Source organism: Streptomyces sp. NPDC012637 (assembly GCF_042954805.1).
GTDB lineage: Bacteria > Actinomycetota > Actinomycetes > Streptomycetales > Streptomycetaceae > Streptomyces.
In genome coordinates, this window is sequence record NZ_JBIBDS010000002.1 from 121529 (window position 1) to 146960 (window position 25432).

Genomic DNA, 25432 nt, shown 5'->3' on the forward strand with positions numbered 1-25432 from the left:
ACGTGACTGATTCCCCCCTCTACCACGCCGCCGCGGAGCGGTACGACGCCATGGAGTACCGGCGTACGGGCCGCAGCGGGCTCAAGCTCCCCGCGATCTCGCTGGGCCTCTGGCACAACTTCGGCGACGACCGCACCCTCGACTCGCAGCGCGCGATCCTGCGCCGCGCCTTCGACCTGGGCGTCACCCACTTCGACCTGGCCAACAACTACGGACCGCCGCCCGGCTCGGCCGAGCTGAACTTCGGCAAGATCTTCGCGCAGGACTTCGCGCCGTACCGGGACGAGCTGATCGTCTCGACGAAGGCCGGCTACCTGATGCACCCCGGGCCGTACGGCGAGTGGGGCTCCCGCAAGTACCTGATGTCGTCGCTCGACGCCTCCCTGAAGCGGATGGGCCTCGACTACGTCGACATCTTCTACTCGCACCGCTTCGACCCGGAGACCCCGCTCGAGGAGACGATGGGCGCCCTGGCCTCCGCGGTGCAGCAGGGCAAGGCGCTCTACGTGGGCGTCTCCTCGTACACCAGCGAGCAGACCGCCGAGGCCGCGCGGATCCTCAAGGAGATGGGCGTCCCGGCCCTGATCCACCAGCCGTCCTACTCGATGATCAACCGGTGGACGGAGGAGGACGGCCTCCTCGACACGCTGGAGGCGGCCGGCATGGGCTGCATCTCCTTCGTGCCGCTCGCGCAGGGGCTGCTCACCGACAAGTACCTGACGGGCATCCCGGAGGGCTCCCGGGCCACCCAGGGCAAGTCCCTCGACCCGAACCTGCTGTCCGACGAGGTGCTGCGGCGGCTGCACGGCCTCGCCGACATCGCGCAGCGGCGCGGGCAGTCGCTGGCCCAGCTGGCACTGTCGTGGGTGCTGCGCGACCCGCGGATGACCTCGGCGCTCATCGGCGCGTCCAGCGTGGCGCAGCTGGAGGAGAACGTGGCCGCGCTGGCCGGGGCGCCGCTGTCGGAGGAGGAGCTGAAGGAGATCGACTCCTTCGCCGTCGACACCGCGGGCACCAACATCTGGGCCGGCCGGGGCTGAGTCCCCCGCCCGCCCGTCGGCGGGCAAGAAAACGGGCCGGTCCGTGGGGGGGATACGGACCGGCCCGAGGGGGGGTTTCCACCATAACCCTTCATTAGTCGTGCTGTGTGCCCGCTGCGCCGACCGATCGCCGCCGGATTCGCCGGAGGCCAAGCGGCACAAGGGCTGTGAGGGCCCGTGGCGGGTTTGCGCCCGGGCGTGGCGGCGGAATCGGTACCTCCCACGGGGGACCCCTCCGCCGGGTCGCCCGGTTGACGCCTCGCGACGGACGGCCGGCCGCGGCGCCGCAGGTCAGAGAGGGCCGCCGGTCGGAGAAACGGGGCGGCGAGGCGGAGACACGGGGCGCGGGGCGAAGAGACGGGGCGGCGAGGCGGGCGGGGCGGCGAGGCGGACAGTCCCTGACCTAGATGGCTCCTACGGTCGGGGCATGACGACCTCCACACCGCCGTACGTCACCTGGGCGCGGGCCGACGCACGCCGGATCCGCCGCCAGTTCCTCGACCGGCCCGCGGACGCCCCGCCGGCGGCGGTGGCCGCCGCGATGCTCGGCGCGCACGCCCAGGTCCTGTCGGCTGCCGAGCTGTCGGTGGCGCTGCGCAGGGCCGAGGGGACGCGGGCGGACGTGCGGGCCGCGCTGTGGCAGGACCGCACGCTGGTCAAGACGTACGGGCCGCGCGGCACCGTGCACCTGCTGCCGGCCGACGACCTGCCGATGTGGACGGGCGCGCTGTCCGCGCTGCCGGCCGGGAAGAGCGGGCAGCCGCCGCACGTACGGATGACGGCGGCGCAGACGGACGAGGTCGTGGCGGCGGTCGCGGACGCGCTGACGGACGCGGAGCTCACCGTGGACGAGCTGACCGACGCGATCGTCGCGCGCACCGGCCCCTGGGCGGGCGAGCGGGTGATGGACGCCTTCCAGGACAAGTGGCCCCGCTGGCGGCAGGTGACCCACCTGGCCGCGCACCGCGGGGTGCTGTGCTTCGGCCGCGACCGGGGCCGGAAGGCCACGTACACCAATCCGGGCGTCCGCCCCGCGACGGGCGGCCGGGCGACGGGCGAGCTCGTGGAGCGCTACCTGCGCGCGTACGGCCCGGCGACGCCGGGGAACCTCGCGAAGTGGCTGGCGGCGCCGGCCGGCTGGGCGACGGAGCTGTTCGGCTCGCTGGCGGCCGCCGGGCGGATCGAGGAGGTGTCCTTCGACGGGGCGACGGCGTGGGTCGCCGCCGGTGACACGGACTTCCCGGACGAGCGGCCGCCGGCCGGGGTGCGGCTGCTGCCCTACTTCGACGCCTTCGCCGTGGCCTCCCAGCCGCGCGAGCGCCTCTTCCCGGGCAAGGCCCACGACCGGGCGCTGGCGGGCGGCCAGGCCGGAAACCATCCGGTGCTCCTCGTCGACGGCACGGTGGCGGGCGTGTGGCACCAGCGCCGCTCGGGCAAGCGGATCGCCGTGACGGTCGAGCCGCTGCGGAAGCTCCCAACGGCCCGGCTGCGGGACCTGGAGGCGGAGGCGGAGCGCGTTGCGGAGCTCCTAGAGGGCCGGGCCGAACTGACGGTGGGGCCGGTGACGGTGGGCCCGCACGCCTGACGGGTCCCTCACGGCCTGACGGATCCCTCACGGCCAGACGGATCGCCTCCCGGCCTGACGGGCCCCTCACGGCCTGACGGATCCCTCACGGGCAGACGGATCGCCTCCCGGCCTAACGGATCCCTCCCGGCCAGACGGATCCCTCCCGGCCAGACGGTTCGCCTCACGGTCTGACGGGCTGCCTCAGCGGGCGCTCCGGTGCAGGAGGGTGATCCCGTCGCGTACCGCCACCACCTCGTACCCGTACTTCTGGCGGGCGGCCGCCAGCTCCGTCCGCTGCTGCTCCAGCGGATAGGGCCAGTGGCCCTCCTTGTACGGCCAGGCCTCCGGGGTCTGCGGGTCGTGGACGATCCATTCGGCGGTGGGCCGCGGCAGGTTCTCGCGCCGGTACTCGTAGAGCCGCCCGTCGACCGGGAAGGTGGGGAAGAGGACCACCGTGCAGCGCGAAGTGAGCTGCGGGGCGAGCCGGTTGGAGGCGGCGACGGTCGCGCCGTCGGGAATCCGCGCGAGCAGCGCGCGGGCGGCCTCCAGGTGCGGGGTGGTGTGCCAGGTGGCCCGCTGGGCGAGCTGCGCCAGCGGGAAGGAGGGGATGAGGACGGCGGTCACGGCGAGGACGGTGGCGAGGGCGGCGCGGACGTTGCGGCGGGCGGTCTCGCGATCTCCGGCGCCGCCGGTCACGCGACCGGTCACGCCGACGGTCTCGCGCCCGGTCTCGCGGCCGAGGACGTCGAGGAGGCCGGCGAACACGACCGGCATGAGGACCGCGCTGTAGTGGAAGGCCGTGCCCCAGTGGAAACCGTTCTCGGAGGCCATGCGCCAGCCCAGGGTGGGCAGCGCGACCAGCGCGAGCGGTGAACGCAGCGCGAGCAGCGCGGACGGAGCGAAGACCAGGATCAGGGTGGTCGCCTTGACGTCGGGGCGCAGCAGGTCGAGCGGGCCGTGGGCGAGCGCGGAGAGGAGCGAGCCGTGGGCGGCGGCGAGCTGGCCGCCGTGGGCGTAGCCGCCGGTGGGCCCGAGGGCGGGCAGCAGGACCTTGATCTCCAGGAGCGAGCCGGCGAGCCCTGCGGCGACGGTGGCGAGGCCGAGCTTCCTCGCGCGCCCGTCCGTACGGCCCTTGAGGGCGATGCACGCGCCGACGGCGGCGAGCGTGAGCCCCAGGTCCTCCTTGACGAGGAGCAGCGGCGCGGCCCAGGCGACGGCGGCCCGCCACCGCCGCCGGCCGAGCGCCTCCAGGCTGAACGCGAGCAGCGGTACGGCCAGGGCGACCTCGTGGAAGTCGAAGGCGGCGGCGGAGGCGACGCCCCAGCTCAGTCCGTAGCCGGCGGCGACGGCGTGGGCGCCGCGCGGGCCGACCGCGCGCACGGCCCAGCGGACCAGCGGGACGGCGGCGAGCGCGAGAAGGGCGGACTGGGCGACGAGGAGGGTGAGCGGTGAGGGGAACAGCCGGTAGAGCGGGGCGAGGACGGCGAGCAGCGGGTGGAAGTGGTCGCCGAGGAGGTTGAAGTCCTCGCCGCGCAGCGGGACGACGGGCGCGCGGAACTCCGCGTAGGCGCGGACGGCCTGTTCGAAGATGCCCAGGTCGTAGCCGGTGGTGCGCATGAGGAGGTGGCGGCGCACGGCGACGGTCGCGTACAGCAGGCACAGTGCCGCGGCCCAGGCCCAGGGCAGCAGGGCGGTCCGCCGGTACCAGGGCGGGGGCGGGCCTGACGGGTCGACTTGGCGGGCCGGGTCGGCCGGACCTGGAGGGTCGGCCTGGTCGGCCTGGTCGGCCTGGTCGGCCGGCGCGGGCTCCGGCCGTTCCAGGGGCACGTTCTCGTCGGCGGTCCTCGCGTGCGACATATGGGGCATATGGGGTGATGTTAGGGAGTGCCCTCAGGGGAGGGCGGTGAACGCGCCGAGCAGCAGCCCCAGGAGAGCGCCCACGATCATGAACGGGCCGAACGGGATCGCCGCGCCACGCCCCGCCCGGCCGGCCAGGACGAGCCCCAGCCCGTACAGCGCGCCCAGCAGGAAACCGGCGAACGCCCCCACGAACAGCACGCCCCAGCCGTACCAGCCGAGGGCCGCGCCCAGCGGCACCGCCAGCTTCACGTCACCGAAGCCCATCCCGTCGGGGTGCACGAGGAACAGGACGAGGTAGCCGCCGCCGAGCACCAGCGCCCCCAGCAGGGCGTTGGGCCAGGAGCCCGCCGCGTACGGCGAGAGCGCCGCGAGCGCGAGCAGCAGGGGCAGCACCACGGCGAGCGGCAGCGTCAGCCGGTCGGGCAGCCGGTGCACCCGTACGTCCACGAACGCGAGCAGCGTGCCGAAGGGCGCCACCAGGAGCCACACCACGAGCTCCGGCCGGGGCACGCCGCTCGCCGCGGCGAGCGCGGCGCAGGCCGCCGCCGTCAGGAGCGGCGCGGTGAGCGGCGCCGGTGTGGTCGCGCAGCCGGCTCGCCCCGGACCGCCCAGCCAGCCCGCCGCCGGCCCCGCGAACGGGTGGCCCGCCGGACACGCGTGCCGCCAGGGCTCCTCCGGCGCGACCGCCAGGCGGTACGCGGCACGCGGCACGAGCAGCCCGGCCGCCCCGCCCCACAGGGCGGCGGCCACGACGAGGGCGAGCGACAGGGCGTCCACGGGCCGACCCTAGGGCTAGGGTCGGCCCCATGGGGAGGACTTGGCGGGACGGACGGGGAACGCTGCACACACCGGCCGGGGCGGTGCCGCTGGAGATCGCGGCCTCCTACCGGGCCCGGCGGCGCGGCCTGCTGGGCCGCGACGGCATCGAGGGCGCCCTGCTGATCACGCCCACCAACAGCATCCACACCTTCGGGATGCGCCTCACGATCGACGTGGCCTACCTGGACCGCTCGTGGACCGTTCTCGACGTCGTCACCATGCGCCCGGGCCGGCTCGGCATGATCCGCCCGCGCGGCCGGCACGTACTGGAGGCGGAGGGCGGCGCGATGGCGAAGTGGGGGCTACGGCGCGGCGTGACCGTCACGGCGCAGGCGGGAGCGGAGCCAGGAGGCGACGGGTGACCGTCATGGAGGAGCTACGAGGAGACGCGTGACCGTCAAGGCGGAGCCGGGAAGCGGAGCTACGAGGAGACGGGTGACGTCACGGCGGAGCCACCAGGAGACGCGGGACGGTCATGGCGGGCCGGGAACGGATCGGCCGGCAGGCGCGTGACCGTCACGGCGGGCCGGAGCCGAGCAAGGTGAAGGCTCCGTAGACCGCGGAGGCGAGCGCCAGGGCGCCGAGCACCGGGCCCGCCGTACGCGTACGGAGCCGGGCCAGTGCCACGGCGGGCGGCAGCAGCAGCCCGAAGGCGGGCATCATGAGCCGCGGCCGGGAGCCGAAGTACGCGGCGCCGACCAGCGAGATCACCACGACGGCGACCGTGTACACCAGCAGCGGCAGCGGCTGCCGCTGCCGCACGCACAGCACGACCAGCCAGCCGAGCAGCCCGAGCGCGGCACACAGGCCGAGCGCCGCGGGCCACGGCAGCCCCGCGATGAAGCGGGCGAGCGCGACGCCGCCGTCGATGGAGTTGCCCCACGCCGCCTGGACGTCGAAGTAGGCGGTGGCGCTGCCCTGGCGGACACCGACGTACACGATGTACGCGAGCCAGCCCAGCGGTGCCAGCAGCGCCCCGGCCACCACCGGCGCCCGCAACCGCCGCTCGCGCACGACGGTGACGAGCGCGGTGACACCGATCGCCGCGATCAGCGCGGCCGCGGTCGGACGGGTCAGCCCCGCGAACACCGACAGGGCCCCGGCCAGGATCCAGCGCCCCCGCAGCACCGCCAGGACCGACCAGGCGGCGAGGGCCGTGAACAGCGTCTCCGTGTACGCCATCGACTGCACGAACGCCGTCGGGTACGCACCCCACAGGACCGCGAGCACCACGCCGGCCCGCCGCCCCGCCACCTGGGCGCCCACCGCGTAGATGCCCCAGGCCGCGGCGAGCGAGGCGGCCCAGGACACGAGCAGTCCGGCGGTGGCCACGTCGACCGGGAGGACGGCGGAGACGGCCCGCTCCAGGGCCGGGAAGAGCGGGAAGAAGGCCAGGTCGGAGTGGACGTCGCCGTTCGGCAGGGTCACCTCGTGGCCGTAGCCGTGCTCGGCGATCCGGGAGTACCAGACCGCGTCCCAGCGCCCCTTGAGCCGGTGCAGCCCGTCCTTGTCCATGACCGCCGCGGCGACCGCGAGCGCGACGAGCCCGAGGAGACGGGTGGCCGCGTAGCCGCCCAGGGCGGCCCAGGGCGGGCCTGGGCGCGTACGGGTCGGAGCGGAAGCCGGAGTGGGAGCCGGTGCGGAGGTCGGGCCGAGGGTGGTGCGGGGCATGCGGTCGATTATGCGGGCGCCCGTCAGCCGCCCGGTCGGAGCCGCAGGAACCTGGCCGCCATGACCGGTCCCAGCTGCCGCACGATCGCGTACCCCGGCTCGTGGGGGTGAGGCAGATCACCGAGGAAGGACGTCACGATCACCTCGTCGACACCCACCTCGCCGCGGTTGCACTGCTCCTCGAGGAAGTCGAGCGTCCGCCGCCAGTCCACGGCGCAGCCCTCCTCCCCGAGGAACGCGCGCACCGTGCCCTGCACGACGTCCCAGAAGAAGACGTGCGGCAGGACGTCGCCCTGCCGGAAGACGTGTGCGTCGAACGCCGGCCGGAACTCGGGGACCCGGGCGACGAGGTCACTGACCAGCTGCACGCTGGGAGTGGGGCGGGTCGAGACGGGGGTGGCCGAGAGGGGTCCGGTCGAGAGGGGAGCGCTGGGGAGAGAGGTGCTGGGGAGGGGAGTGCCGGAGAGGGGGGTGCTGGGGAGGGATGTGCTGGGGAGGGAGGTGCTGGGGAGGGAGGTGCTGGGGAGGGGAGTAGGGGTCGTCATCGGCTGCCCATTCCGGAAAACGGTGCGGAGCCGGCCAAGGGAACCGGCGAAGGAGAGCTCCACGCACCAGGATGCTCCCGGCGAAGTGTCCTGGCGCGGCGCTTTTGCGCTTTCCTGACGCGGTCTTTCGACGGGTTTTCCACAGGGGGTGCGAAGTGTCGCTCTTCCGTGGATCGTTGCTCGTATGTACGAGTTGATGAACCTCGCCAGGGGCGGGGTGCTGCTCACGGTGTGGGCGCTCGCCGCGGGCTGGCCGCGGGGGCGACTCGACCGAAGGCTGCGCGGGGAGGGTTGGCAGCGGATCTGGCGGGGCGCGTGGGCGCTCCCGGGAAAGGAGGTGGACTGGCGGACGCGGGCCCGGGCGGCCCAACTGCTCAGGCCCGAGCTGGTGTGCAGCCACCGCACGGCCGCGGCGGCGCACCGGATCGAACTCCTCACGGGCGCGCGGGCGGGTGCCGACGACGCCGACGTCCTCGAGTTCAGCGCCCGTCATGGCAGAGTCGCTCATGGCCGGATACGTGTGCACGGCACGTCCCGGCTCACCGAACAGGACTGCGCGGTCCGACGCGGGTTGCGGGTGACGACCGCGGCGCGCACGGTCGGCGACCTGATACGGGCGGCCGGCAGCCGGGAGGCGGCCGTGGTCGTCGCGGACTCGGCGCTGTCCCACCGCTTCGTCGCCGGGCTCCACCGCGCGCCCCTCGTCCGCGCCGAGGAGCTGGCCGTCGAACTCGCCGCGCCCCACTGCGCGGGCGGCCCCTCGGCCCGCCGTTGGCTGCCGCTCGCGGTGGCCGGCTCCGGCTCGCCCGCGGAGACGGTCGCCCGGCTCCGGATGCGCGACGCGGGGCTGAGCCCCGAGACCCAGCCGACCCTGCACACCGTCACCGGCCGTCCCCTGCATCCCGACTTCTACTTCCGCGCCGCCGGGCTCGTCGTCGAGATCGAGGGCTTCGCGTACCACGGCACCCGCGAGGCCCACGAACGCGATGTCCGCCGCTTCAACGAGCTGCAGAACTGTCCGGGCGTCCGCCGCGTCCTGCGCTTCACGGCCCGCGAGGTCTTCGGCCACCCGGAACGCATGACGGCCACGATCCGGGCGGCGCTGGCGGCTTTGGGCGAACAGGGCGACGGCGAGGGCGGATTGATCGTTTCTTCCTGCACCGCCCGGGTTGACTCCCGTGTCCGTGACGTCCCCTATGGGTAGAGGGCGTCGTGACGACAACGGGTCTCGGAAGAAGGGCTCCACACGATGGCGACCGTCGAGAACAAGACCTCTGGTGAATCGGCCTTTCACGGCGTGTCCGAGGGGGACAGCATCGCCGTGCTCGGTCAGGGCGGCTCCGTGGGCGTCCGCGGGGACGGCGGCACCTGGCACGGCGTCGCCGGTCTGAGTTCGAGCACGACCGGCGGGGCCGGAATCTACGGGAGCAACACCAACGGCGGCCCCGGCGTCATCGGGGAGAGCCGCAACTGGATGGGGGTCTACGGCAAGACGGACAGCACCACCGGCGGGGCCGGCGTGATGGGCGAGGGCGTCGAGGGCGGTCCCGGTGTGATCGGCAAGAGCCGGCACTGGCACGGCGTGTACGGGGAGACCGGTTCCCCGGCCGCGACGGGCGCCGCCGGGGTCTGGGGCGAGAACAAGGCCGACGGGTCGGGAGTCGTCGGGCAGAGCGTCAACGGCGCGGGCGTGTTCGGCACGAGCAAGCACGGTCCCGCGGGAGTGTTCCAGGGCAAGGTCGTGGTCAACGGCGACGTCGAGGTCACCGGGGACATCCGGCTCGTCGGCGGCGACCTCGCCGAACTCTTCGAGACTCGGCCCGCCGCGCCGGCGTGCGCGCCGGGGACCCTCATGAGTCTCGACGACGACGGCCGGATCGCCCCGGCCGACCGCGCGTACGACAAGAGGGTCGTCGGGATCGTCGCCGGTGCCGGCAGCTACCGGCCGGGACTGATCCTCGACTCCGGGCGCGCGGACGACGGCAGTGCCCAGCCCATCGCCATGGTCGGCAAGGCCTACTGCCACGTCGACGCCTCCTACGGAGCGATCGAGGTGGGCGACCTCCTCACCTCGTCGCCCACTCCCGGCCACGCGATGAAGGCCACGGACGCGTCCCGGACGCTCGGTGCCGTCGTCGGAAAGGCACTGGCCCCGATGGCGGACGGCACCGGGCTGCTGCCCGTCGTCGTCACCCTCCAGTAGCCCGGGAAGGACACAGGACATGGCGTCGCGCAAACCCCCGGTGGTCACCGTCGTCCAACTCACGGACGAAGGGGCGCTGCACCTGGAATGGGACCTCGACCGGTTCTTCCCCGACCCCGAGGAACCGGACGAGGTCTGGGTCGAGCTGCCCCACGGCCTCGCCACGGAGCCCATGGACGGTGCCGTCCGGGAGACCGACGTACCCGCGGCCCAGATCCAGCCGTACGCGGGACGGGTGCTCGCCGGTTCCGTCGTCTTCAAGTGGGCCGGCCCGCCGGACGACGTGCAGGGCAGTGCCTTCCCTCCCGTCCAGGTGCCGGGCGGCGGGACACCGGGGCACACCGGTCAGGTGCCGTCCGTGCCCGTCCTGGCGATCGTGGCCCGTGAGCCCAAGACGCTCCAGCACGAGAACCGGATCACGATCAGCTGGTCCTCGTACTCCTACAACAGCGGGGACATCTTCTGGGGCCCGCACGACCAGCCCCGGCTCCACACCCACAACATCAACCCGCACGGCGCCCACTACAGCGGCACGTTCACGACGGACCACCCGCTGCGGCCCCGCACGGCGTACCGCTTCACCGTGCGGGTCACCAACGGCTTCGAGCACAGGACCGTCGAGTCCGAGATCACGGTGACCAGCGCGGCGAACCACTCGTCGGTGCGCCGGTTCCTCGCCGAGAGCGGGGTCCGCACCCCGACCGGCCTGCGCGGGCCCCTCCACGGCGTGCCCAGCCTGCGCGCCGCGATGAACTGACCGAGCCGGCCGGACGGCGGACCGGGCGTCACGCCCCGCGGGCGTGACGCCCGCGGGGACGGGAGCGGGGCCGGGGGCGACGGGAGGGGAGGAGGGGCCAGGCGGCGAGGGAGGCGACGAGGGCGGTGCCGGTGGAGACGCCGGCGATGCCCACGGCGCGCAGGACCGGATCCGAGCCGGGGTCGGGACCGGATGCGGAGGCCCGGCCGGAGTTCGGGCCGGAAGCCAGACCGGAATCCGCGTCGGAGGCGGGGCCGGCGGCCCGGCCCGGTGCCGGGGCGGCGTGTGCCGCGGACGGGGTCGCGAGTGCCAGGTCGAGGGCCAGGGGGACGGGCGCGGGGACCCGGCGGTCCAGGGTGACCTGGAGGTAGTAGTCGCCGGCGAAACGCATCGCGCCGACGGCCTCGGTGGCGCCCTCGGTTCGGTTGGCGTAGGCGGCGGGCGCGCTGCCGAGGAGGAGGGTGGCGGGCTCGCCGGTGTACAGGCCCTTGCGCTCGTCCACGGCTCCGCGCGCCGGGTTGTACAGCGCGAGCCGCAGTCCGTCCGGCAGGGCCGAGCCACCGGGCGGCGGCTCGGCGTTGCCGAACCGTGCCCGCGCGAAGAGCTGCTGCCGCCAGCGGACCGGCACCCGGTAGAACCGGCTCTCCCCCGGCCTCAGTTCGTCCCGCCAGCTCCCGGACCCGGCGAGCGGCGCGGCGTCGTTGAACCCGGTGCCGCCGCGCACCCGGCGCGTCCCCCCGTCGCGGAGCGCTCCGGCGGGCGGCTCGGTGGACCACGCCGTGGGCGGGAACGGGGGCGGCACCTCGCTCCCGGGCGCCGCCTCCTCGACGTAGCCGATCTCCATCGGCCAGCGCCACGGCTTCTCCTGGGACCCGGTGTCCCTCCCGACGCCCTCCACGTCGAGGACGTACTCCCCCGGCTCCTGGCAGTCCCGTCCCGGTTCGACGCGACGGCTGACGTAGTCGGCCACGGGGCGCGCGGTGTCGCCGTAGAAGCGGACGTCGGTGCGGAGGCCGCAGGCGGGCCCCGAAGCGGCGCGCAGGGACAACGAGATGCCGTCCACGACGTCGACGGCTGTGCCGGGACCGGGCGCGAGGACGACGGAGAGGTAGACGTTCGTGGTGCCGTCGAGCCGGACGCGGTACGAGCGGGTCTCGCCCTTGGCGATGTCGTCGGCGTACGTGCCGGGCCCGGGAAGCAGCGCGCCCGTACGGGTGCGCTGGGTGTCGGAGGCGGCCTGGTACCCGGACGGAGGAGAGGAGGAGAGAGAAGAAGAAGGAGAAGGGGAGGGAGGAGAGGAGGAAGGAGCGGGAGTGGCGAGCACCCCCAGGACGAGCGCGGCGGCCGCGACCCTGCGCATCGCCCCGCTACCCGCCGGAGGTGCGCGGGAAGGACACCTCGACCCGTCGGTTCTTCTTCCGCCCTTCCTCGGTGGAGTTGTCGGCGATGGGATAGTCCTCGCTGTATCCGCGGATGTCGAAGGTCGTGCCCGGGTCGAGGTTCTTGGCGAGCTCCTGCTGGACGGCGTCGGCGCGTTCCTTGGAGAGCTTCAGTCCGTGCTCGTACGTGCCGAGGTCGTCGGTGAACCCGAAGACCCGCACGCGCCGCGAGGTCTGCTTGTTGATCTCCGCGGCGATGGCGGCGATGCGGGCGGTGGCGGCGGAGCTGAGCTTGGCGCTGTCCTTGGGGAAGAGGACCTCGGCCTGGAGGGCGAAGGTCACGTCGACGTTGGTGTCCTCGCGCCGCTGCTCGCCGCCTTCCTCCTCGACGATCTGCTTGATGTCCAGGACCTTCGCGGGCGCGAGGGTGGCGCCGTCGGGCAGCATCAGCGCGGGCGAGTGCGCGTCGATGACGGGCGGCGGCCCCCCGTTGGACGTGGACCCGGGCGGATCGTCGGCGCGGGCGGTACCGCCGACGCCGCCGGCGAGGAGGAGCACGGTGACGGAGAGGGCGGCGAGGCGGCGCGGTGTGGTCGTCGTCATGACTGCGCCTCAGGAGAGTTTGATGGTGGCGGGGGTGAAGGTGGGAAGCTGGAGCGAGACTTCGGTGGTGGTGGCGGGCGGGGCGGGGAACTGCATGAAGACGTTCGTCGTCGCTCCCGGCTCGAGGCTGGAGAGCCTCGTGGTCGTGAGCGGTCGCCCTTCGGTGTCGCGGAGGACGTAATAGCGCTTCTTGCCGACGGAGTCGAGGAGGGTGGCGCCACCGAGCGAGTTGCCGTGCTTGATGATCTCCGTCTCGTCACCGCTGAGGTGAGAGGAGATCAGGGCGGCGGCGTCCGAGGTGTTCTTGAGCTGGCCGCTGACCGTGAGGAAGCCTCCGGCATCGCGCGCGGCCGCGTTCACCGTGAGTTCCAGGCCCTCCTGGCCCTTCAGCACGGCGAGGACTTCGGTGAGGTCGGCCGGGGGGGACGGCTTGGCATCCTTGCCGGCCGCGCCCGGAGCCGCGGAGGTCGCCGCCACCGGCCCCTTCTTCGGCTCCTCCTCGCTTCCGCACCCGGTCACGACGAGCGCCAGTCCAGCCGCCAGGGCTACGGCCGCCCCCCTGCGGGCCTTCCTCGCGTGCTGAACATTCATGGTCCAAGGTCCTTCGCTCGTCGTTCAGTCAGTCAGTCGAACGGTGAAGAGATCCGCCGCGTCGGGCAGTCGCGGGTCTTCGGGATCGATCGTCCACTCCTCGCCGCCGCAGACGAGACCGGTGATCGGCTCCGGTTCGGGGCTCGGCGTGGGAGTCGGTTCCGGTGTGGGCGAGCCCGTCGGCGTCGGTTCGGTCGGCGTGGGCGGGGGCGGTGTCGGCTCGGGCGCCTCGAAGTGGCAGCGGGGCTCCAGGACGGCTGTCGCCGTCGCCTCGGCGTGCTGGTCCTCCGTGCCGGGTACGAGTGAGCTGCCCACGGTTCCGAGGGTGCTGACCCGGACCCGGAATTCCACGCCCCCGCCCGACGGCCGGTCCGTGCAGTCGCCTTCGGCCAGCGCGGCTCCGTTGTCCCGCGCGAACCCCGCGGCCCGATCGCATGCGGAATCGAGGACGTACAGCCGACCTCGCAGGTAGTCGTCCCACGCTTCCGGGTCGAGGATCACCTGGCGCCAGCCGTCGCGCAGCTGGTCGCGTGCGTCCTGTGCCGCGGCGAGTGCGGCGGCGTCGGCCGCCGTCTGCCCTCCGCTGCGGGTGACGGCTGCCTGGGCGACCGCGAAGTAGACGAACGCGAGGAAGAGCAGCCCTGCCATCACCGTGATGTAGACGGGAAGCGCCTGTCCTGCGTCGGTGCGCCGTCGGCACGTCAGTGCGCCGAGCCGCCGCCCCCACCGCCGGTCAGGCTGGTGATCTTGCGCGAGATGGCGTCCTTGATGTCCTGGCCGATGCTCGTCCCCGAGATCGCGACCACGATCGCCACCACCACCACGATGATTCCCAGGTACTCGACCGCCGTCTGGCCCCGGTCGCCGCGCCGTGCGGCGCGGGCCCGGGCGCGGGCGGCGCCCTTGGCGGACCAAGTACTCGCGTGCGCCTGGGCCTTGGTCAGGGCCTTCAGCATCGCGTCGTTCATGGTGTTCCCCTCCGTGTCCGGCGACGGGGGCAGAGTACGCCGTATGGGTGGGGTGTTCACAGTGCCCGTAGAACCAATCACCGTGCGTAGTCAGATCCATGAGACGGTCTCGCCTCCCCCACGCTCGGTCCGGGCCGACACCAATCCGATTGCACTCGCGAAGCAGAATTCCCGAAGGGCAGTATATTCGCCACAGTTGGCGTAGCGCCAGCATGTGCAGTCGCACGCGTCCGGTGCCGCGGGCCCGTGGCTCCACTGCCGACCACCTCCTCACTCACCCGTGACCGAGCCGAGGTCCGTGCCCGTGCCCAGGAAGAGGCCGGCGCCGAGCAGGATCATCGTGGCGGGGACCATGAGGGTGGTGATGACCATCGTGGCCTTGGGGACGGCCTTCGCGGCCTTGCGGCGGGCGTTCTGGGCGTCGGTGCGGCGCATGTCGTTGGCGATCTGGATGAGGGTGTCCACGATGGGGGCGCCGAGCTCCTCGCCCTGCTGGAGGGCGGTGACGAACTGGGCCACCTGCTCCGAGTCGTTGCGGCGGCGGAGTTCGTCGAAGGCCTCACGCCGGCTGACGCCCATGTCCATCTGGCGCAGGGTGATGCGCAGTTCGTCCGCCCACGGACCCTCGTACTTGTCGGCGACGCGCTCCAGGGCCTGGCGGAAGCCGAGGCCGGCGGAGACGACGACGGCGAGGACGTCGAGGAAGTCGGGCAGGGTGCGTTCGATCTGGTCCTTGCGGATGCGGACGGCGGACCAGATGCCGACCTCCGTCCAGAAGGCGCCGAAGGCGAACAGGAGCAGCGCGACCAGGACGGAGCCCCTGCCGAGCATCAGCAGTCCGCCGAGGCCCCCCAGGAAGCCGTAGACGGCCCGCCGGGCGCCGTAGCGGTCGATGGTGAGGCCGCCGGGGTTGCCGGCGAGGTCGATGCGGCGGCGCACCGAGTTGACGCGCTTGGCGCCCATGAGCCGGAGCACGGCCGGGGACCAGCGCATGCCGAGCCGGTCGACGACGGAGTCGACGGCGCCGGTGCGGGTGGCGCCGACCTCAAGGGCGAGCTGGAGGTCGGTGGGGAGCTTGGCGTCGGCGCGGTAGAGCCGGACGCCGTAGGCGACGCCGGCGACGGAGAGGCCGGCGAGCAGTGCGAGGAGGAGGTCCATGGTCGTCGTCGCCCCTTAGACGTCGATCTTCGCGAGGCGGCGGATGACGACGAAGCCGACGACATACAGCGCGAAGGCGGCGACGACGGCGAACTGTCCGAGCCCCGACCCCGTCATCCGGTCGAGCGCTCCCGGCTGCATGTTGTCGATGAGCAGCAGCGAGCCGACGCCGATGACCGGGACGGCGTACGCCGTCATGCTCACCTGCGACAGCTGTGTGCGGACCTCGCGCCTCGTCTCCTTGCGTTCCTCCAGGGTCTCGGTGAGGTTGCGCAGGGAGGAGACGACGGTGCCGCCGGCCCGGTTGGCGAGGACCAGGGTCGTGACGAGGACGACGAGTTCGCGGGACGGGAGGCGTTCGGCGAGTTCGCCGAGGGCGTCGTCGACGGAGGTGCCGACGGCGAGCTGCTGGGCGACCTTCTCCAGCTCGTCCCCGGCGGGCGCCTCCAGCTCGTCGGCGGCGAGCGAGAGCGCCATGCGCAGGGCGAGCCCGGCCTGGGTGGCGTTGGCGAGGATCCGGGAGAGTTCGGGGAGCTGGTTGATGAACTTCTCGATGCGCTTCTGCCGCTGCCAGTTGAGGAAGCCCATCGCGACCCACACGCCGAGGAAGCCGCTGATCGGCCCGAAGAAGGGCGACAGGAAGGCCTGTCCCGCGGCCCACAGGACGGCGACGGTGATCGTCATGTAGACGACGAACTCGCCTGGCGTGACGTCGAGTCCCGTGGCGGAGATGCGGAGTTCCAGCTTGCGGCCGAGGCCGGTGCGCCGTACCCGCCGGTCGACGCCGCGGAAGGGCCGGCGGCGCCGGCCGGTGCCCTCGCCGGCCTCGCCCGCGGTCTGCGACAGGCGGGCGATCAGCGCGGACCGCTGGGCGGCCCCGCTCGCGTACAGCTGGGTGCCGGCCACCGCGAGGACGCAGCAGACGAGTGCGGCCCCCAGGGTCAGCAGGGTCGGGTTCACGGTCGGTCTCCCCCTATTTCGCTTCCCGCGTGGCGAGTTGTGCGTCGGACGCGGCCACGCCGAAGGCCTGTGGGATGGGCTGGCCCGCCATGTAGAGCCGTTCGGCGACGCGGCGCGGCAGCGGGTGGTACGAGAACTCCCCGTGCACGCGCCCGTCGGCGGAGACGGGCCGCGCGTCGAAGCGGCAGACGGTGGCGAGGAGGTAGCTCTCGCGGCCGTTGGAGGCGAGGATCGCGATCTCGGTGACGCGGCGGGTGCCGTCGGGATGGCGGGTGAGCTGGACGAGGACGTCGACGGCGCTGTTGATCTGGTCGCGCAGCGCCTCGAAGGGGACCTTGACCTCCGACATGGAGGCGAGGGTCTGGAGGCGCATGAGGGCGTCCTCGGCCGAGTTGGCGTGGACGGTGGCGAGCGAGCCGTCGTGTCCGGTGGACATGGCCTGGAGCATGTCGAGGGTCTCGCCGCCGCGGACCTCGCCGACGACGATGCGGTCGGGCCGCATGCGCAGCGAGTTGCGGACGAGGTCGCGGATGGTGACCTGGCCGCGGCCCTCGATGTTCGGCGGGCGGGCTTCGAGGCGGATGACGTGGGACTGCTGGAGCTGGAGCTCGGCGGAGTCCTCGATGGTGATGACCCGCTCGCCGTCGGGGATGAGCCCGGACAGGGCGTTGAGCAGGGTGGTCTTCCCGGTGCCGGTGGCGCCGGACACGATGACGTTGAACTTGGCCTGGACGAGTCCGGACAGCAGGAGCAGCATCTGCTCGTCGAGGGAGCCGAGGCCGGTCATCTCGTGCAGCGTGTAGGCGCGGGGGAAGCGTCGGATGGTGAGCGTGGCGCCGGTGAGGGAGAGCGGCGGGATGATGACGTTGACGCGCTCGCCGGACGGCAGGCGGGCGTCGACCATCGGGTTCGACTCGTCCACGCGGCGGTTGACGGTCGACACGATCCGCTCGATGGTCTGCATGAGCTGCTCGTGGGAGGCGAAGCGCAGCGGCAGCAGTTCCACGCGCCCGGCCCGCTCGACGTAGATCTGGTCGGGGCCGTTGACCATGATCTCGGTGATGGAGGCGTCTTCGAGGAGGGGTTCGAGGACGCCGAGTCCGAGTGCCTCGTCGACGACGCGGCGGATCAGCTGGGCGCGTTCGGCGGTGGAGAGGACGGGGCCCTCGCGGCTGATGATGTGGCCGAGGACGCGTTCGAGGCGGGCCCGGCGCTCGGCGGCGGCGAGCGCGGACATCTCGGTGAGGTCGATCTCCTCCAGGAGCTTGGCGCGGAACGCGGCGACGAGGTGACCGTCCTCCCGTCCGCCGCCGCCCGCCCGGTTCTCCTCGGGGGTGTGGATGCGGGCCCGCAGGCTCATGGCTGGTCCTCCTCGGGCACGGGCATGGTGGCGGTCCTGGTCACGTCGTCGACGGTCAGGAAGGGGATGAGGGAGGGGATCTGGACGCGGACGGTCGCGACCCCGCCGTCCACCCGGACGTCGCTGCGCCTGGCGATCCAGTCGCTCATCGACGCCTTCCCGGCGGCCCTCGGGCTCGGTACGGAGTCCTCGTCGTCCACGCTCGCCGCCCGCGCCGCCGCCCGCGCCGCCGTGCCGGCCTGCTGGGCCGCGTACGCGACGATGCCGAGCTGGATGCCGACGAGGCCGATCAGCAGGAGCAGCGGCAGGAACCCCAGGTACTCGACGGCCACCTGGCCCCGGTCGCGCGTGCGGAGACGTCTCATCGCCCGTCTCCCTCCCATACGGCCGCGGCCTCGCCCCGCACGTTCCACGGGAAGCTGATCGCGCCCGGGAAGAGCACCGGAACCTTCAGGTCCACCGTCGCGTACACCATCCCGCCCCTCTCGCCGCATCCCGCGGCGGCGTTGGACGCCCATGCCCCCTCCAGATGCCGCAGCCCCGCCTCGCGGCAGTCGTCCCCCACCGCCCCGGCCCGCGCCGCCTGGTCCGCCGCGTTCCCCGCCAGGGTGTACGTGTAGCCGATCAGGACGCACTGCCACAGCAGCACCAGCGTGAGCAGGATCAGCGGCAGCATGCCGACGAACTCGACGGCCACCTGGCCGCTGTCGTCCGGCCGCCGCCCGTTCCGCCGCCGCCCCCGCTCGTGCCGCCACGGTGCCCGCACGGCTATCGCCCTCCCCCGCGTCGCCGCAGCCCGAGCGCGCCCCGGTCCCCGCCGCGCACGAGTTCCCTGCCGGAGGCCGGCGTGCCGGACGGCGCCTTGACCAGGCCCAGTTCTCCCGCCAGGGACCACAGCGCCTGCTTGACGCTGGACCGGGTGTCCAGGTCGTGCAGCCGGCCCGCGTCGACGACCGCGGCCAGTTCCTTGAAGGCGGCCGGGACCGCGACGCCCGCCATCCGCGTGCCGGTGATCTTCTGGATGAGGGCGGGCTGGATCTCGGTGGCGCGCTGGTGGCGGTTGACGAGGACGGTGCTCTCCTCGGGCTTGCGGATCTGGAGCCGGTCCCACATCCGTACGACGCGCTTGGCGGCCCGTACCGCGACCACGTCCGGAGTGGTGACGAGCAGGGCCGTGTCGGCGGTCTCCACGGCCGCCGCGCCGGCCGCGTCGAGGTGGGTGCCGCAGTCGACGACGACGACCTCGTGGCGGCTGCGCAGGGCGCTGATGATCTGGCGGGCTGAGCGGTCGGTGACGTCCTCGCCGCGCTCGCCCTCGCCGGGGGCGAGGAGCAGCGACAGGCCGGTCTCGTGGACGTAGACGGCGTCCTGCAGCACGCGGGGCGTGATGTCGTTGATGGTGGCGAGGTCGGCGAGCGAGCGCCGGAACTGCACGTCGAGGTACGAGGCGATGTCGCCGCCCTGGAGGTCCATGTCGACGAGGGCGACGGTGTGTCCGGAGGCGCGGGCGGCGAGGGCGAGGTGGACGGCGGTGACGGTGGTGCCGACACCGCCCTTGGCGCCGCTGACGGTGACGACGGTGCCGCCGGGTCCGGTGGGCGTGTCGGCTCCGGCGCCGAGGTGGCGGCGGACGCCGGCGGACCACTGGGCGGCGGCCTGGACGCGGCTGGCGAGCTCCTCGTAGCCCAGCGGGAGGGTGACGAGGCCGCGGGCGCCGGAGTCCATGGCGGCGGAGAACAGGACGGGGCTGGCGTCGGCGGTGATGAGGACGACGCCGACGGCGGGGAAGCGGAGGGCGACCTCGCGGACGAGTTCGAGCGCCGGGACGGGGCCGATGCGTTCGTGGACGAGGACGACCTCGGGGAGCTCGTCGAGGGACTCGGCGGCGAGCCGGGCGAGGGTGTCGAGGAGCTGGGTGGAGTCGGCGACGGGCCCGGCGGGTTCGGCGTCGGGGAGCTGGCCGATGAGGGTGGTGACGGCGCGGGCCGCGTCCGGGTCGCCGACCGCGGGCAGGATCCTCGTGGTCATACGGCCTCACTTGTCCTTGTCGAGCGTGTAGGTGCGGTCGCGCGGGTCGGGCGTGGTGGTGGTGCCGGGGGCGACGAGGGCGAGGCGGACGTGCTCGGCGAAGGACTCGGCGTAGGCGACGCGCTGGGTGTCGGCGGTCGAGAGGGCGAAGGTGACGGGGACGGCGGCGGTGGCGCGGCCGCCGCGGTCGTCGGTGTCCTCGACGGGCGTGAGCTTGCCGATGGCGAGGACCCGGGCGCCGGCGACGATCAGCTTCGACTGGTCGGCGCGGCCGCCGCGTTCGCCGGCGAAGGTGGCGTAGATGTTGACGGCGGCGCCCGGTGTGATCTTGCCGGCGACGCCGGTGGCGGCGTCGATCATGATGGCCATCTCCTGCTGGCCGGGTTCGAGCGCGGGCCGGTCGACGATCATGTCGCTCTGCAGCAGGGAGCCGGCCTTGAGGGTGGTGACGGCGATCTTGCCGCGGGTGCGGGCGAGGTCGGTGACGGCGGTGGCGGGGAGCCAGCGCTCGGGCATGCTCACCTTCTCGAAGTCGTCGGCTCCGAGCGGGGTGTAGGGCGCGATGTCGTCCTTGATCCGGTACGCGGTCGCCTCGGGTCCGACCTTGGAGTTCACGTCGCTGATCACCGAGAGGACGCCGGCGAAGGCGCCGAGCGCGCACAGGACGGAGAGCAGCAGCAGGATCACGCCGCGGCGCTGGCGGGAGTTCATGGGCCGTACTACCTCGATCGTGGACGGGTGGGGCGGCGGACAGGGCGGGACGGTCGGGGCGGGTGTGCTCCGCGGCGGGGCCCGGGGCGGGAGCGGGGCCGGGGTCAGCCGGGCGCCGACGCGGCCGGTCGGGCGGGCGCGGCGCCGGCCAGGGGCGCCCCGCAGAAGCCGCAGCGGTCGCCGATGAGCTCCATGCGGCACCAGTGGCAGGTCTCGCGCCGTACGGAGGCGACGAGTTGGTAGAGGACGGGCAGGTCGGGCAGGTACGCGGCGAACTCGACGAGCTTGCCCGTGCCCCACCAGCCGGGCGAGGACTCGGGCAGGGTGGCCTCCTGGACGGCGCGGACCCGCCAGCGGGGGGCGAGGACGGTCGTCGGCCACTCGGTCTGGAGCTGGCCGCGGGCCAGGACGAGGTCGGTGGTGAACTCGGGCCCGGCCAGCTCGTCGGAATCGCCCGCCCCGAGCCGTACGAGCTGCGGCGCGGGTCCCGCGAGCACGGCGAACTGGGCGCCGGGGAGCCAGCCCTTGACGTGGGAGGTGAGTCCGACGGGTACGTGGTCGAGGCGGGCCACGGAGCCGAGGACGGCGCCGGCGTACACGTAGTGGGCGAGCAGCCGGGCGGCGGAGGCGAGGACGCCGGGGCTGAAGTCGCAGGCGGACAGCTGGCGCAGCTGGCGGACGAGGACGGCGGCGCCGAGCGGCGGCAGCGCGGTCCTGACGATCGCGATCCGGTCGGATTCGAGCAGGGACCGTACCGAGTGGAGCCGTCGGGCGGTCGCGGGCGGTACGTGTCCGGGGCAGACGACGATCAGGTGGCCGTAGCGGTCGAGCAGGAGCTGGACGTCGGCGAGGGAGGCGTCGAGCGGCCGGACCCCGGGGTCGGGCAGGACGGCGGCGGGAGGTGTCTGCGGGTCGGTCGGGGGCAGCACCAGGTCGGCGCTGGTGACCGCAATCGCTGTCGGCACGTCGGGCTCCCCCGATCCCTCACTGACCACTCGTTGATCACTTGCTGCGTTCGCAGCGTTACCGCCGCCCTGCACTTTATCCACGTCGGCCGGGGTGGTGAACAGACAATCCTTCAAGCTCCGTCACTTTCTCGGTCGTTGCGGACGGCTCTGAACTGCGCTTCCTTCCAGAGGTCTTGACAACCGAATTGGTCTGGACCAACTTGTCTGGCGACGGTGGCCACCGCTCAGCACCTCCCTCCCCGCCCCTCCCCCCTTCCCCCACCCCCGGAGGCAGCAAGTGGACCGCACCACCAGAGCCGCGCTCGGCCTGGCCCTGAGCGCCGGCCTCGTCCTCGTCGGCGGCGCCGGCACCGCCCAGGCCGCGGACGTCAACGTCGCCAGGAACGCGGGCTTCGAGAACGGTCTCGCCAACTGGTCCTGTTCCGCGGGCAGCGGCGCCGCCGTCTCCTCGCCGGTACGCACCGGAGCGGGCGCCCTGCGCGCCACCCCGGCCGGCCTCGACAACGCCAGGTGCACCCAGACGGTGACCGTGAAGCCCGGCTCCACGTACACGCTCAGCGCCTGGGTCCAGGGCGGATACGCGTACCTCGGCGCGAGCGGCACCGGCACCACCGACGTCTCCACCTGGACGCCGGACTCCACGAGCTGGAAGCAGCTGACGACCACCTTCACCACCGGCGCCAACACCACCTCGGTGCAGATCTACACCCACGGCTGGTACGGAACGGCCGCGTACTCGGTCGACGACGTGAACGTCTTCGGCCCCGACGGAGGCGGCGGCACGGACCCGGAGCCGACGGTCCCGGCCACCCCGGCCGGTCTCGCCGCCGGAACCGTCACCACCAGCTCCGTCTCCCTCGGCTGGGGCGCGGTCTCCGGAGCGACGGGCTACAAGGTCTACAAGGACGGCGCCCTCGCGACGACCGTGAGCGGCACCTCGGCGACCGTCACCGGCCTGGCCGCCGACACCGCGTACCAGTTCCAGGTCTCGGCCACCAACGCGGCGGGCGAGTCGGCCAAGTCCGCGGCCGTCACCGCGCGCACCGCGAAGGTCACCGACCCGGGCCCCGGCCCCGCCGTGCCCAAGCACGCGCTGACCGGCTACTGGCAGAACTTCGACAACGGCGCCACGGTGCAGAAGCTGCGGGACGTCCAGTCGCAGTACGACATCATCGCCGTCTCCTTCGCGGACTCGACGGCCACGCCCGGCCAGATCACGTTCAACCTCGACCCGGCCGTCGGCTACGCCTCCGTCGCCGACTTCAAGGCCGACGTCGCCGCCAAGAAGGCGGCCGGGAAGTCCGTGATCATCTCGGTCGGCGGCGAGAAGGGCAACGTCACCATCAACAGCGACGCCTCCGCGACCGCCTTCGCCGACAGCGCGTACGCCCTCATGCGGGAGTACGGCTTCACCGGCGTCGACATCGACCTGGAGCACGGCATCAACTCCACGTACCTGACCAAGGCGCTGCGACAGCTGTCCGCCAAGGCCGGTTCGTCGCTGGTCCTGACGATGGCGCCGCAGACCATCGACATGCAGAACACCGGCACCGAGTACTTCAAGACCGCGCTCGCCGTGAAGGACATCCTCACGGTGGTCAACATGCAGTACTACAACAGCGGTTCGATGCTCGGCTGTGACGGCAAGGTCTACAGCCAGGGCTCGGTGGACTTCCTGACCGCCCTCGCCTGCATCCAGCTGCAGGGCGGCCTCGACGCCTCGCAGGTCGGCCTCGGCGTGCCCGCCTCGACGCGGGGCGCGGGCAGCGGCTACGTCGACCCGCAGATCGTGAGGAACGCGCTCGACTGCCTCGCCAAGGGCACCGGCTGCGGCACGTTCAAGCCGTCGCGGACGTACCCGGCCATCCGCGGCGCGATGACCTGGTCGACCAACTGGGACGCCACCGCGGGCAACGCCTGGTCGAACGCGGTCGGCCCGCACGTCCACGGCCTGCCGTAGCCCCCCCGGCCTCGGAGGGAGCAGTCGGGGACCGCTCCCCGGCTGCTCCCTCCAGGGGAATCCGTACGCAGCGCCGCCGCTCACCCGGCGGCGCCGCGCCGTTTCCGGGGGCCGGGGGCGGGAGAATGTGGCCGAACTTGACTGCTTGACCCGTTCATGTCACACCCCCACCATGTCAGCACCGTACGACGCCCGACGTCCGATTTCCGACGAACGACCGTCTGTCGCACTCCCCACACTCCCCACCCAGGAGACAGCATGCGACTTCGTACCCGCGGACGGAGGTCCGCCGCCCTGGCGGCCCTCCTGGCGCTCGCCCTCGCGGCGCCCGTCTCCGCGCTCACGACTCCCGCCGGGGCCGACCCGGCGCCGACCGCCGCCGCCAAGGACGGCGAGGAGGTGATCCGGCAGTACGAGATCGCCGGACCCGCCACCGCCGCCGAACGCTCCGCCCTCACCGCCACCGGCGTCTCCATCGACGAGGTCGACGCCCGCTCGGTCGTCGTCAGCGCCGACGCCCGCCAGCTGGCCCACCTCAAGAGCCTCGGCTACGAGCCGGTCGCCCTGCCCGCCCCTCCCGAGCGGGGCAAGTCCGCCACCACGGCCGCCGGTCCGCTCGACTTCCCCTCCGCCGACTCCAAGTACCACAACTACGCGGAGATGAACGCCGAGATCAACACGCGGCTCGCCGCCTACCCGTCCATCATGAGCAAGCGGGTGATCGGCAAGAGCTACCAGGGCCGCGACATCGTCGCCATCAAGATCAGCGACAACGTCGCCACCGACGAGGCCGAGCCCGAGATCCTCTTCACCCACCACCAGCACGCCCGCGAGCACCTCACCGTCGAGATGGCGCTCTACCTGCTGCGCGAGCTCGGTGCCGGGTACGGCACGGACAGCCGCGTCACCAACATGGTGAACAACCGCGAGATCTGGATCGTGCCCGACCTCAACCCGGACGGCGGCGAGTACGACATCGCCAGCGGCTCCTACCGCAGCTGGCGCAAGAACCGCCAGCCCAACTCCGGTTCCTCGTACGTCGGTACGGACATGAACCGCAACTGGGACTACAAGTGGGGCTGCTGCGGCGGCTCCTCCGGCTCCAAGAGCTCCGAGACCTACCGGGGCACGGCCCCCGAGTCCGCGCCCGAGGTGAAGGTCGTCTCCGACTTCGTCCGCTCGCGCGTGATCGGCGGCAAGCAGCAGATCACGGCCGGCATCGACTTCCACACCTACAGCGAACTCGTCCTGTGGCCCTTCGGCTACACCAACGCCGACACCACCACCGGCATGACGCAGGACGACCGTGACGCCTTCGCCACGGTCGGCCAGAAGATGGCGTCGAGCAACGGCTACACCCCCGAGCAGTCCAGCGACCTGTACATCACCGACGGGTCGATCGACGACTACCTCTGGGGCGCCCACAAGATCTTCGCGTACACCTTCGAGATGTACCCGACCTCGTCCTGGAACGGCGGCTTCTACCCGCCCGACGAGGTGATCGAGCGCGAGACCTCCCGCAACCGGGACGCCGTCCTGCAGCTCCTGGAGAACGCCGACTGCATGTACCGCTCGATCGGCAAGGCCGCGCAGTACTGCCAGTAGACGGCAACCGCGGGACGACGGCCGGGCGTTCGGACCGGGCGCCCTGACCGGGCGTTAGGACCGGGCGCCCTGGCCGGGCGTTCGGACCGGACGTCCTGGCCGGGCGTTCGGACCGGACGTCCTGGCCGGGCGTTCCCGCTAGGCGTTCTCGTCGAAGTAGGCGTCGAGCACCGCGTCGAGCTCGGCCTCCCACTCGTCGATGCGGCCCCTGGCCGGCGCCCCGATCTCGATCGGGTACCAGCGCCGGTCAGGGGTGTGCACGGTGACCGTGAACCGCTTGCCGAAGCGGGACCGCGCGGTCTCGACCGCGCCGATCTCGTCCCAGCGGAACTCGCAGCTCTCCTCGTCGAGGCTGAGCCGCACGCCGGCGGCGTCGGCGACGATCCGGGCGCGCCGGTCGGCGGCCTCGAAGACGGGCCCGTCGGGATCGGCCTCGGCCTCGGGCGCCTCCCCGGACTCGGCCGCTTCCGCCGCCGCTTCCGCCGGGACGGCGTCCTGGGGCTCGACAGCCGCTGGCTCCTCCGGCTCCTCCGGCTCCACCGGGGTCACGGGCCCGAGGCCCGGGACGCCCGTGATGCCCGGGACGAACGCCGGGTCCGCCGCGGCGCCTTGCACCGTCTGAATGCTGGGTCCTGTCCGCTGCTCCACGGCGGAAGTATGGCCGATGTTCCTGTGGGCG

Annotated in this window: 26 protein-coding genes; 8 read left to right on the forward strand and 18 right to left on the reverse strand. The window is 73.1% G+C overall.

The window, feature by feature from the left end; all coding sequences use genetic code 11:
- Positions 1-2: 2 nt before the first annotated feature.
- The gene (mgrA, locus tag ACFY8W_RS08620; RefSeq protein WP_391102073.1) at positions 3-1040 is read left to right on the forward strand and encodes an L-glyceraldehyde 3-phosphate reductase; all 1038 of its coding nucleotides are present in this window, start codon (positions 3-5) and stop codon (positions 1038-1040) included.
- A gap of 427 nt (positions 1041-1467) precedes the next feature.
- Positions 1468-2625, forward strand: a complete 1158-nt coding sequence (locus tag ACFY8W_RS08625; protein WP_391102076.1) for a DNA glycosylase AlkZ-like family protein — start codon at positions 1468-1470, stop codon at positions 2623-2625.
- Positions 2626-2808: 183 nt separating this feature from the next.
- Here the strand turns inward: ACFY8W_RS08625 and ACFY8W_RS08630 are convergent, their stop codons facing one another.
- Both ACFY8W_RS08630 and ACFY8W_RS08635 read right to left on the reverse strand, forming a co-directional pair.
- On the reverse strand, positions 2809-4473 hold the full coding sequence (locus ACFY8W_RS08630; protein WP_391102079.1) for a DUF2079 domain-containing protein: 1665 nt from the start codon (positions 4471-4473) through the stop codon (positions 2809-2811).
- Positions 4474-4497: 24 nt separating this feature from the next.
- Positions 4498-5244, reverse strand: a complete 747-nt coding sequence (locus ACFY8W_RS08635; RefSeq protein ID WP_391102081.1) for a prepilin peptidase — start codon at positions 5242-5244, stop codon at positions 4498-4500.
- Between the two features lie 29 nt (positions 5245-5273).
- On the opposite strand from ACFY8W_RS08635, the gene ACFY8W_RS08640 reads away from it, so the two are divergent.
- Positions 5274-5648 carry a DUF192 domain-containing protein gene (locus ACFY8W_RS08640; protein ID WP_391102083.1) on the forward strand — a complete coding sequence of 125 codons (375 nt, stop codon included), beginning with the start codon at positions 5274-5276 and terminating at the stop codon, positions 5646-5648.
- A 154-nt stretch (positions 5649-5802) separates the two neighbouring features.
- Here ACFY8W_RS08640 and ACFY8W_RS08645 read toward each other — a convergent pair whose 3' ends face one another.
- Positions 5803-6957, reverse strand: a complete 1155-nt coding sequence (locus tag ACFY8W_RS08645; protein WP_391102085.1) for a hypothetical protein — start codon at positions 6955-6957, stop codon at positions 5803-5805.
- A gap of 23 nt (positions 6958-6980) precedes the next feature.
- On the reverse strand, positions 6981-7325 hold the full coding sequence (locus ACFY8W_RS08650) for a hypothetical protein (RefSeq protein ID WP_391102087.1): 345 nt from the start codon (positions 7323-7325) through the stop codon (positions 6981-6983).
- 361 nt (positions 7326-7686) lie between these two features.
- Here ACFY8W_RS08650 and ACFY8W_RS08655 point away from each other — a divergent pair, with 361 nt between their 5' ends.
- Genes ACFY8W_RS08655 through ACFY8W_RS08665 form a run of 3 tightly spaced genes read left to right on the forward strand, consistent with a single transcriptional unit; the run spans position 7687 to position 10462 of the window.
- Positions 7687-8706, forward strand: coding sequence for an endonuclease domain-containing protein (locus ACFY8W_RS08655; RefSeq protein WP_391102089.1), 1020 nt, complete (start codon positions 7687-7689; stop codon positions 8704-8706).
- A 45-nt stretch (positions 8707-8751) separates the two neighbouring features.
- Complete coding sequence (locus ACFY8W_RS08660) at positions 8752-9705, forward strand: hypothetical protein (RefSeq protein ID WP_391102092.1); 954 nt, start codon at positions 8752-8754, stop codon at positions 9703-9705.
- Positions 9706-9724: 19 nt separating this feature from the next.
- Positions 9725-10462: a hypothetical protein gene (locus tag ACFY8W_RS08665; RefSeq protein WP_391102095.1), complete on the forward strand. Its 738-nt coding sequence runs from the start codon at positions 9725-9727 to the stop codon at positions 10460-10462.
- A 28-nt stretch (positions 10463-10490) separates the two neighbouring features.
- On the opposite strand, the gene ACFY8W_RS08670 is transcribed toward ACFY8W_RS08665, so the two are convergent.
- From ACFY8W_RS08670 to ACFY8W_RS08730, 13 genes are all read right to left on the reverse strand, one after another.
- On the reverse strand, positions 10491-11822 hold the full coding sequence (locus ACFY8W_RS08670; RefSeq protein WP_391102097.1) for a hypothetical protein: 1332 nt from the start codon (positions 11820-11822) through the stop codon (positions 10491-10493).
- Positions 11823-11829: 7 nt separating this feature from the next.
- Positions 11830-12444: an OmpA family protein gene (locus ACFY8W_RS08675; RefSeq protein WP_391102099.1), complete on the reverse strand. Its 615-nt coding sequence runs from the start codon at positions 12442-12444 to the stop codon at positions 11830-11832.
- A gap of 9 nt (positions 12445-12453) precedes the next feature.
- On the reverse strand, positions 12454-13035 hold the full coding sequence (locus ACFY8W_RS08680) for a hypothetical protein (RefSeq protein ID WP_391102101.1): 582 nt from the start codon (positions 13033-13035) through the stop codon (positions 12454-12456).
- Between the two features lie 24 nt (positions 13036-13059).
- The gene (locus ACFY8W_RS08685; protein ID WP_391102103.1) at positions 13060-13683 is read right to left on the reverse strand and encodes a hypothetical protein; all 624 of its coding nucleotides are present in this window, start codon (positions 13681-13683) and stop codon (positions 13060-13062) included.
- 53 nt (positions 13684-13736) lie between these two features.
- A complete protein-coding gene (locus ACFY8W_RS08690; protein WP_391102105.1) occupies positions 13737-14003 on the reverse strand; it encodes a Flp family type IVb pilin in 267 nt (88 codons plus the stop codon).
- A 270-nt stretch (positions 14004-14273) separates the two neighbouring features.
- Complete coding sequence (locus ACFY8W_RS08695; RefSeq protein ID WP_391102107.1) at positions 14274-15161, reverse strand: DUF5936 domain-containing protein; 888 nt, start codon at positions 15159-15161, stop codon at positions 14274-14276.
- A 15-nt stretch (positions 15162-15176) separates the two neighbouring features.
- Positions 15177-16121 carry a type II secretion system F family protein gene (locus ACFY8W_RS08700; protein WP_391102109.1) on the reverse strand — a complete coding sequence of 315 codons (945 nt, stop codon included), beginning with the start codon at positions 16119-16121 and terminating at the stop codon, positions 15177-15179.
- Positions 16122-16134: 13 nt separating this feature from the next.
- Positions 16135-17481, reverse strand: coding sequence for an ATPase, T2SS/T4P/T4SS family (locus ACFY8W_RS08705; RefSeq protein ID WP_391102112.1), 1347 nt, complete (start codon positions 17479-17481; stop codon positions 16135-16137).
- Positions 17478-17846, reverse strand: a complete 369-nt coding sequence (locus ACFY8W_RS08710) for a TadE/TadG family type IV pilus assembly protein (protein ID WP_391102114.1) — start codon at positions 17844-17846, stop codon at positions 17478-17480. Before ACFY8W_RS08710 ends, ACFY8W_RS08705 begins: the two co-directional genes overlap by 4 nt.
- Positions 17843-18247, reverse strand: a complete 405-nt coding sequence (locus ACFY8W_RS08715) for a TadE/TadG family type IV pilus assembly protein (protein WP_391102116.1) — start codon at positions 18245-18247, stop codon at positions 17843-17845. The genes ACFY8W_RS08710 and ACFY8W_RS08715 overlap by 4 nt, the downstream gene beginning before the upstream one ends.
- Before the next feature lie 2 nt (positions 18248-18249).
- Positions 18250-19509 (reverse strand): P-loop NTPase, encoded by a 1260-nt coding sequence (locus ACFY8W_RS08720; RefSeq protein ID WP_391102118.1) that lies wholly within the window; start codon positions 19507-19509, stop codon positions 18250-18252.
- 6 nt (positions 19510-19515) lie between these two features.
- Positions 19516-20220, reverse strand: coding sequence for a Flp pilus assembly protein CpaB (gene cpaB, locus ACFY8W_RS08725; protein WP_391102120.1), 705 nt, complete (start codon positions 20218-20220; stop codon positions 19516-19518).
- Between the two features lie 104 nt (positions 20221-20324).
- A complete protein-coding gene (locus ACFY8W_RS08730) occupies positions 20325-21185 on the reverse strand; it encodes a hypothetical protein (RefSeq protein ID WP_391102122.1) in 861 nt (286 codons plus the stop codon).
- Between the two features lie 310 nt (positions 21186-21495).
- On the opposite strand from ACFY8W_RS08730, the gene ACFY8W_RS08735 reads away from it, so the two are divergent.
- A complete protein-coding gene (locus ACFY8W_RS08735; protein WP_391103818.1) occupies positions 21496-23148 on the forward strand; it encodes a carbohydrate binding domain-containing protein in 1653 nt (550 codons plus the stop codon).
- A 258-nt stretch (positions 23149-23406) separates the two neighbouring features.
- Positions 23407-24753: a M14 family zinc carboxypeptidase gene (locus ACFY8W_RS08740; RefSeq protein ID WP_391102124.1), complete on the forward strand. Its 1347-nt coding sequence runs from the start codon at positions 23407-23409 to the stop codon at positions 24751-24753.
- Positions 24754-24891: 138 nt separating this feature from the next.
- Here the strand turns inward: ACFY8W_RS08740 and ACFY8W_RS08745 are convergent, their stop codons facing one another.
- Positions 24892-25368, reverse strand: coding sequence for a hypothetical protein (locus ACFY8W_RS08745; RefSeq protein WP_391102126.1), 477 nt, complete (start codon positions 25366-25368; stop codon positions 24892-24894).
- Positions 25369-25432 lie beyond the last annotated feature (64 nt).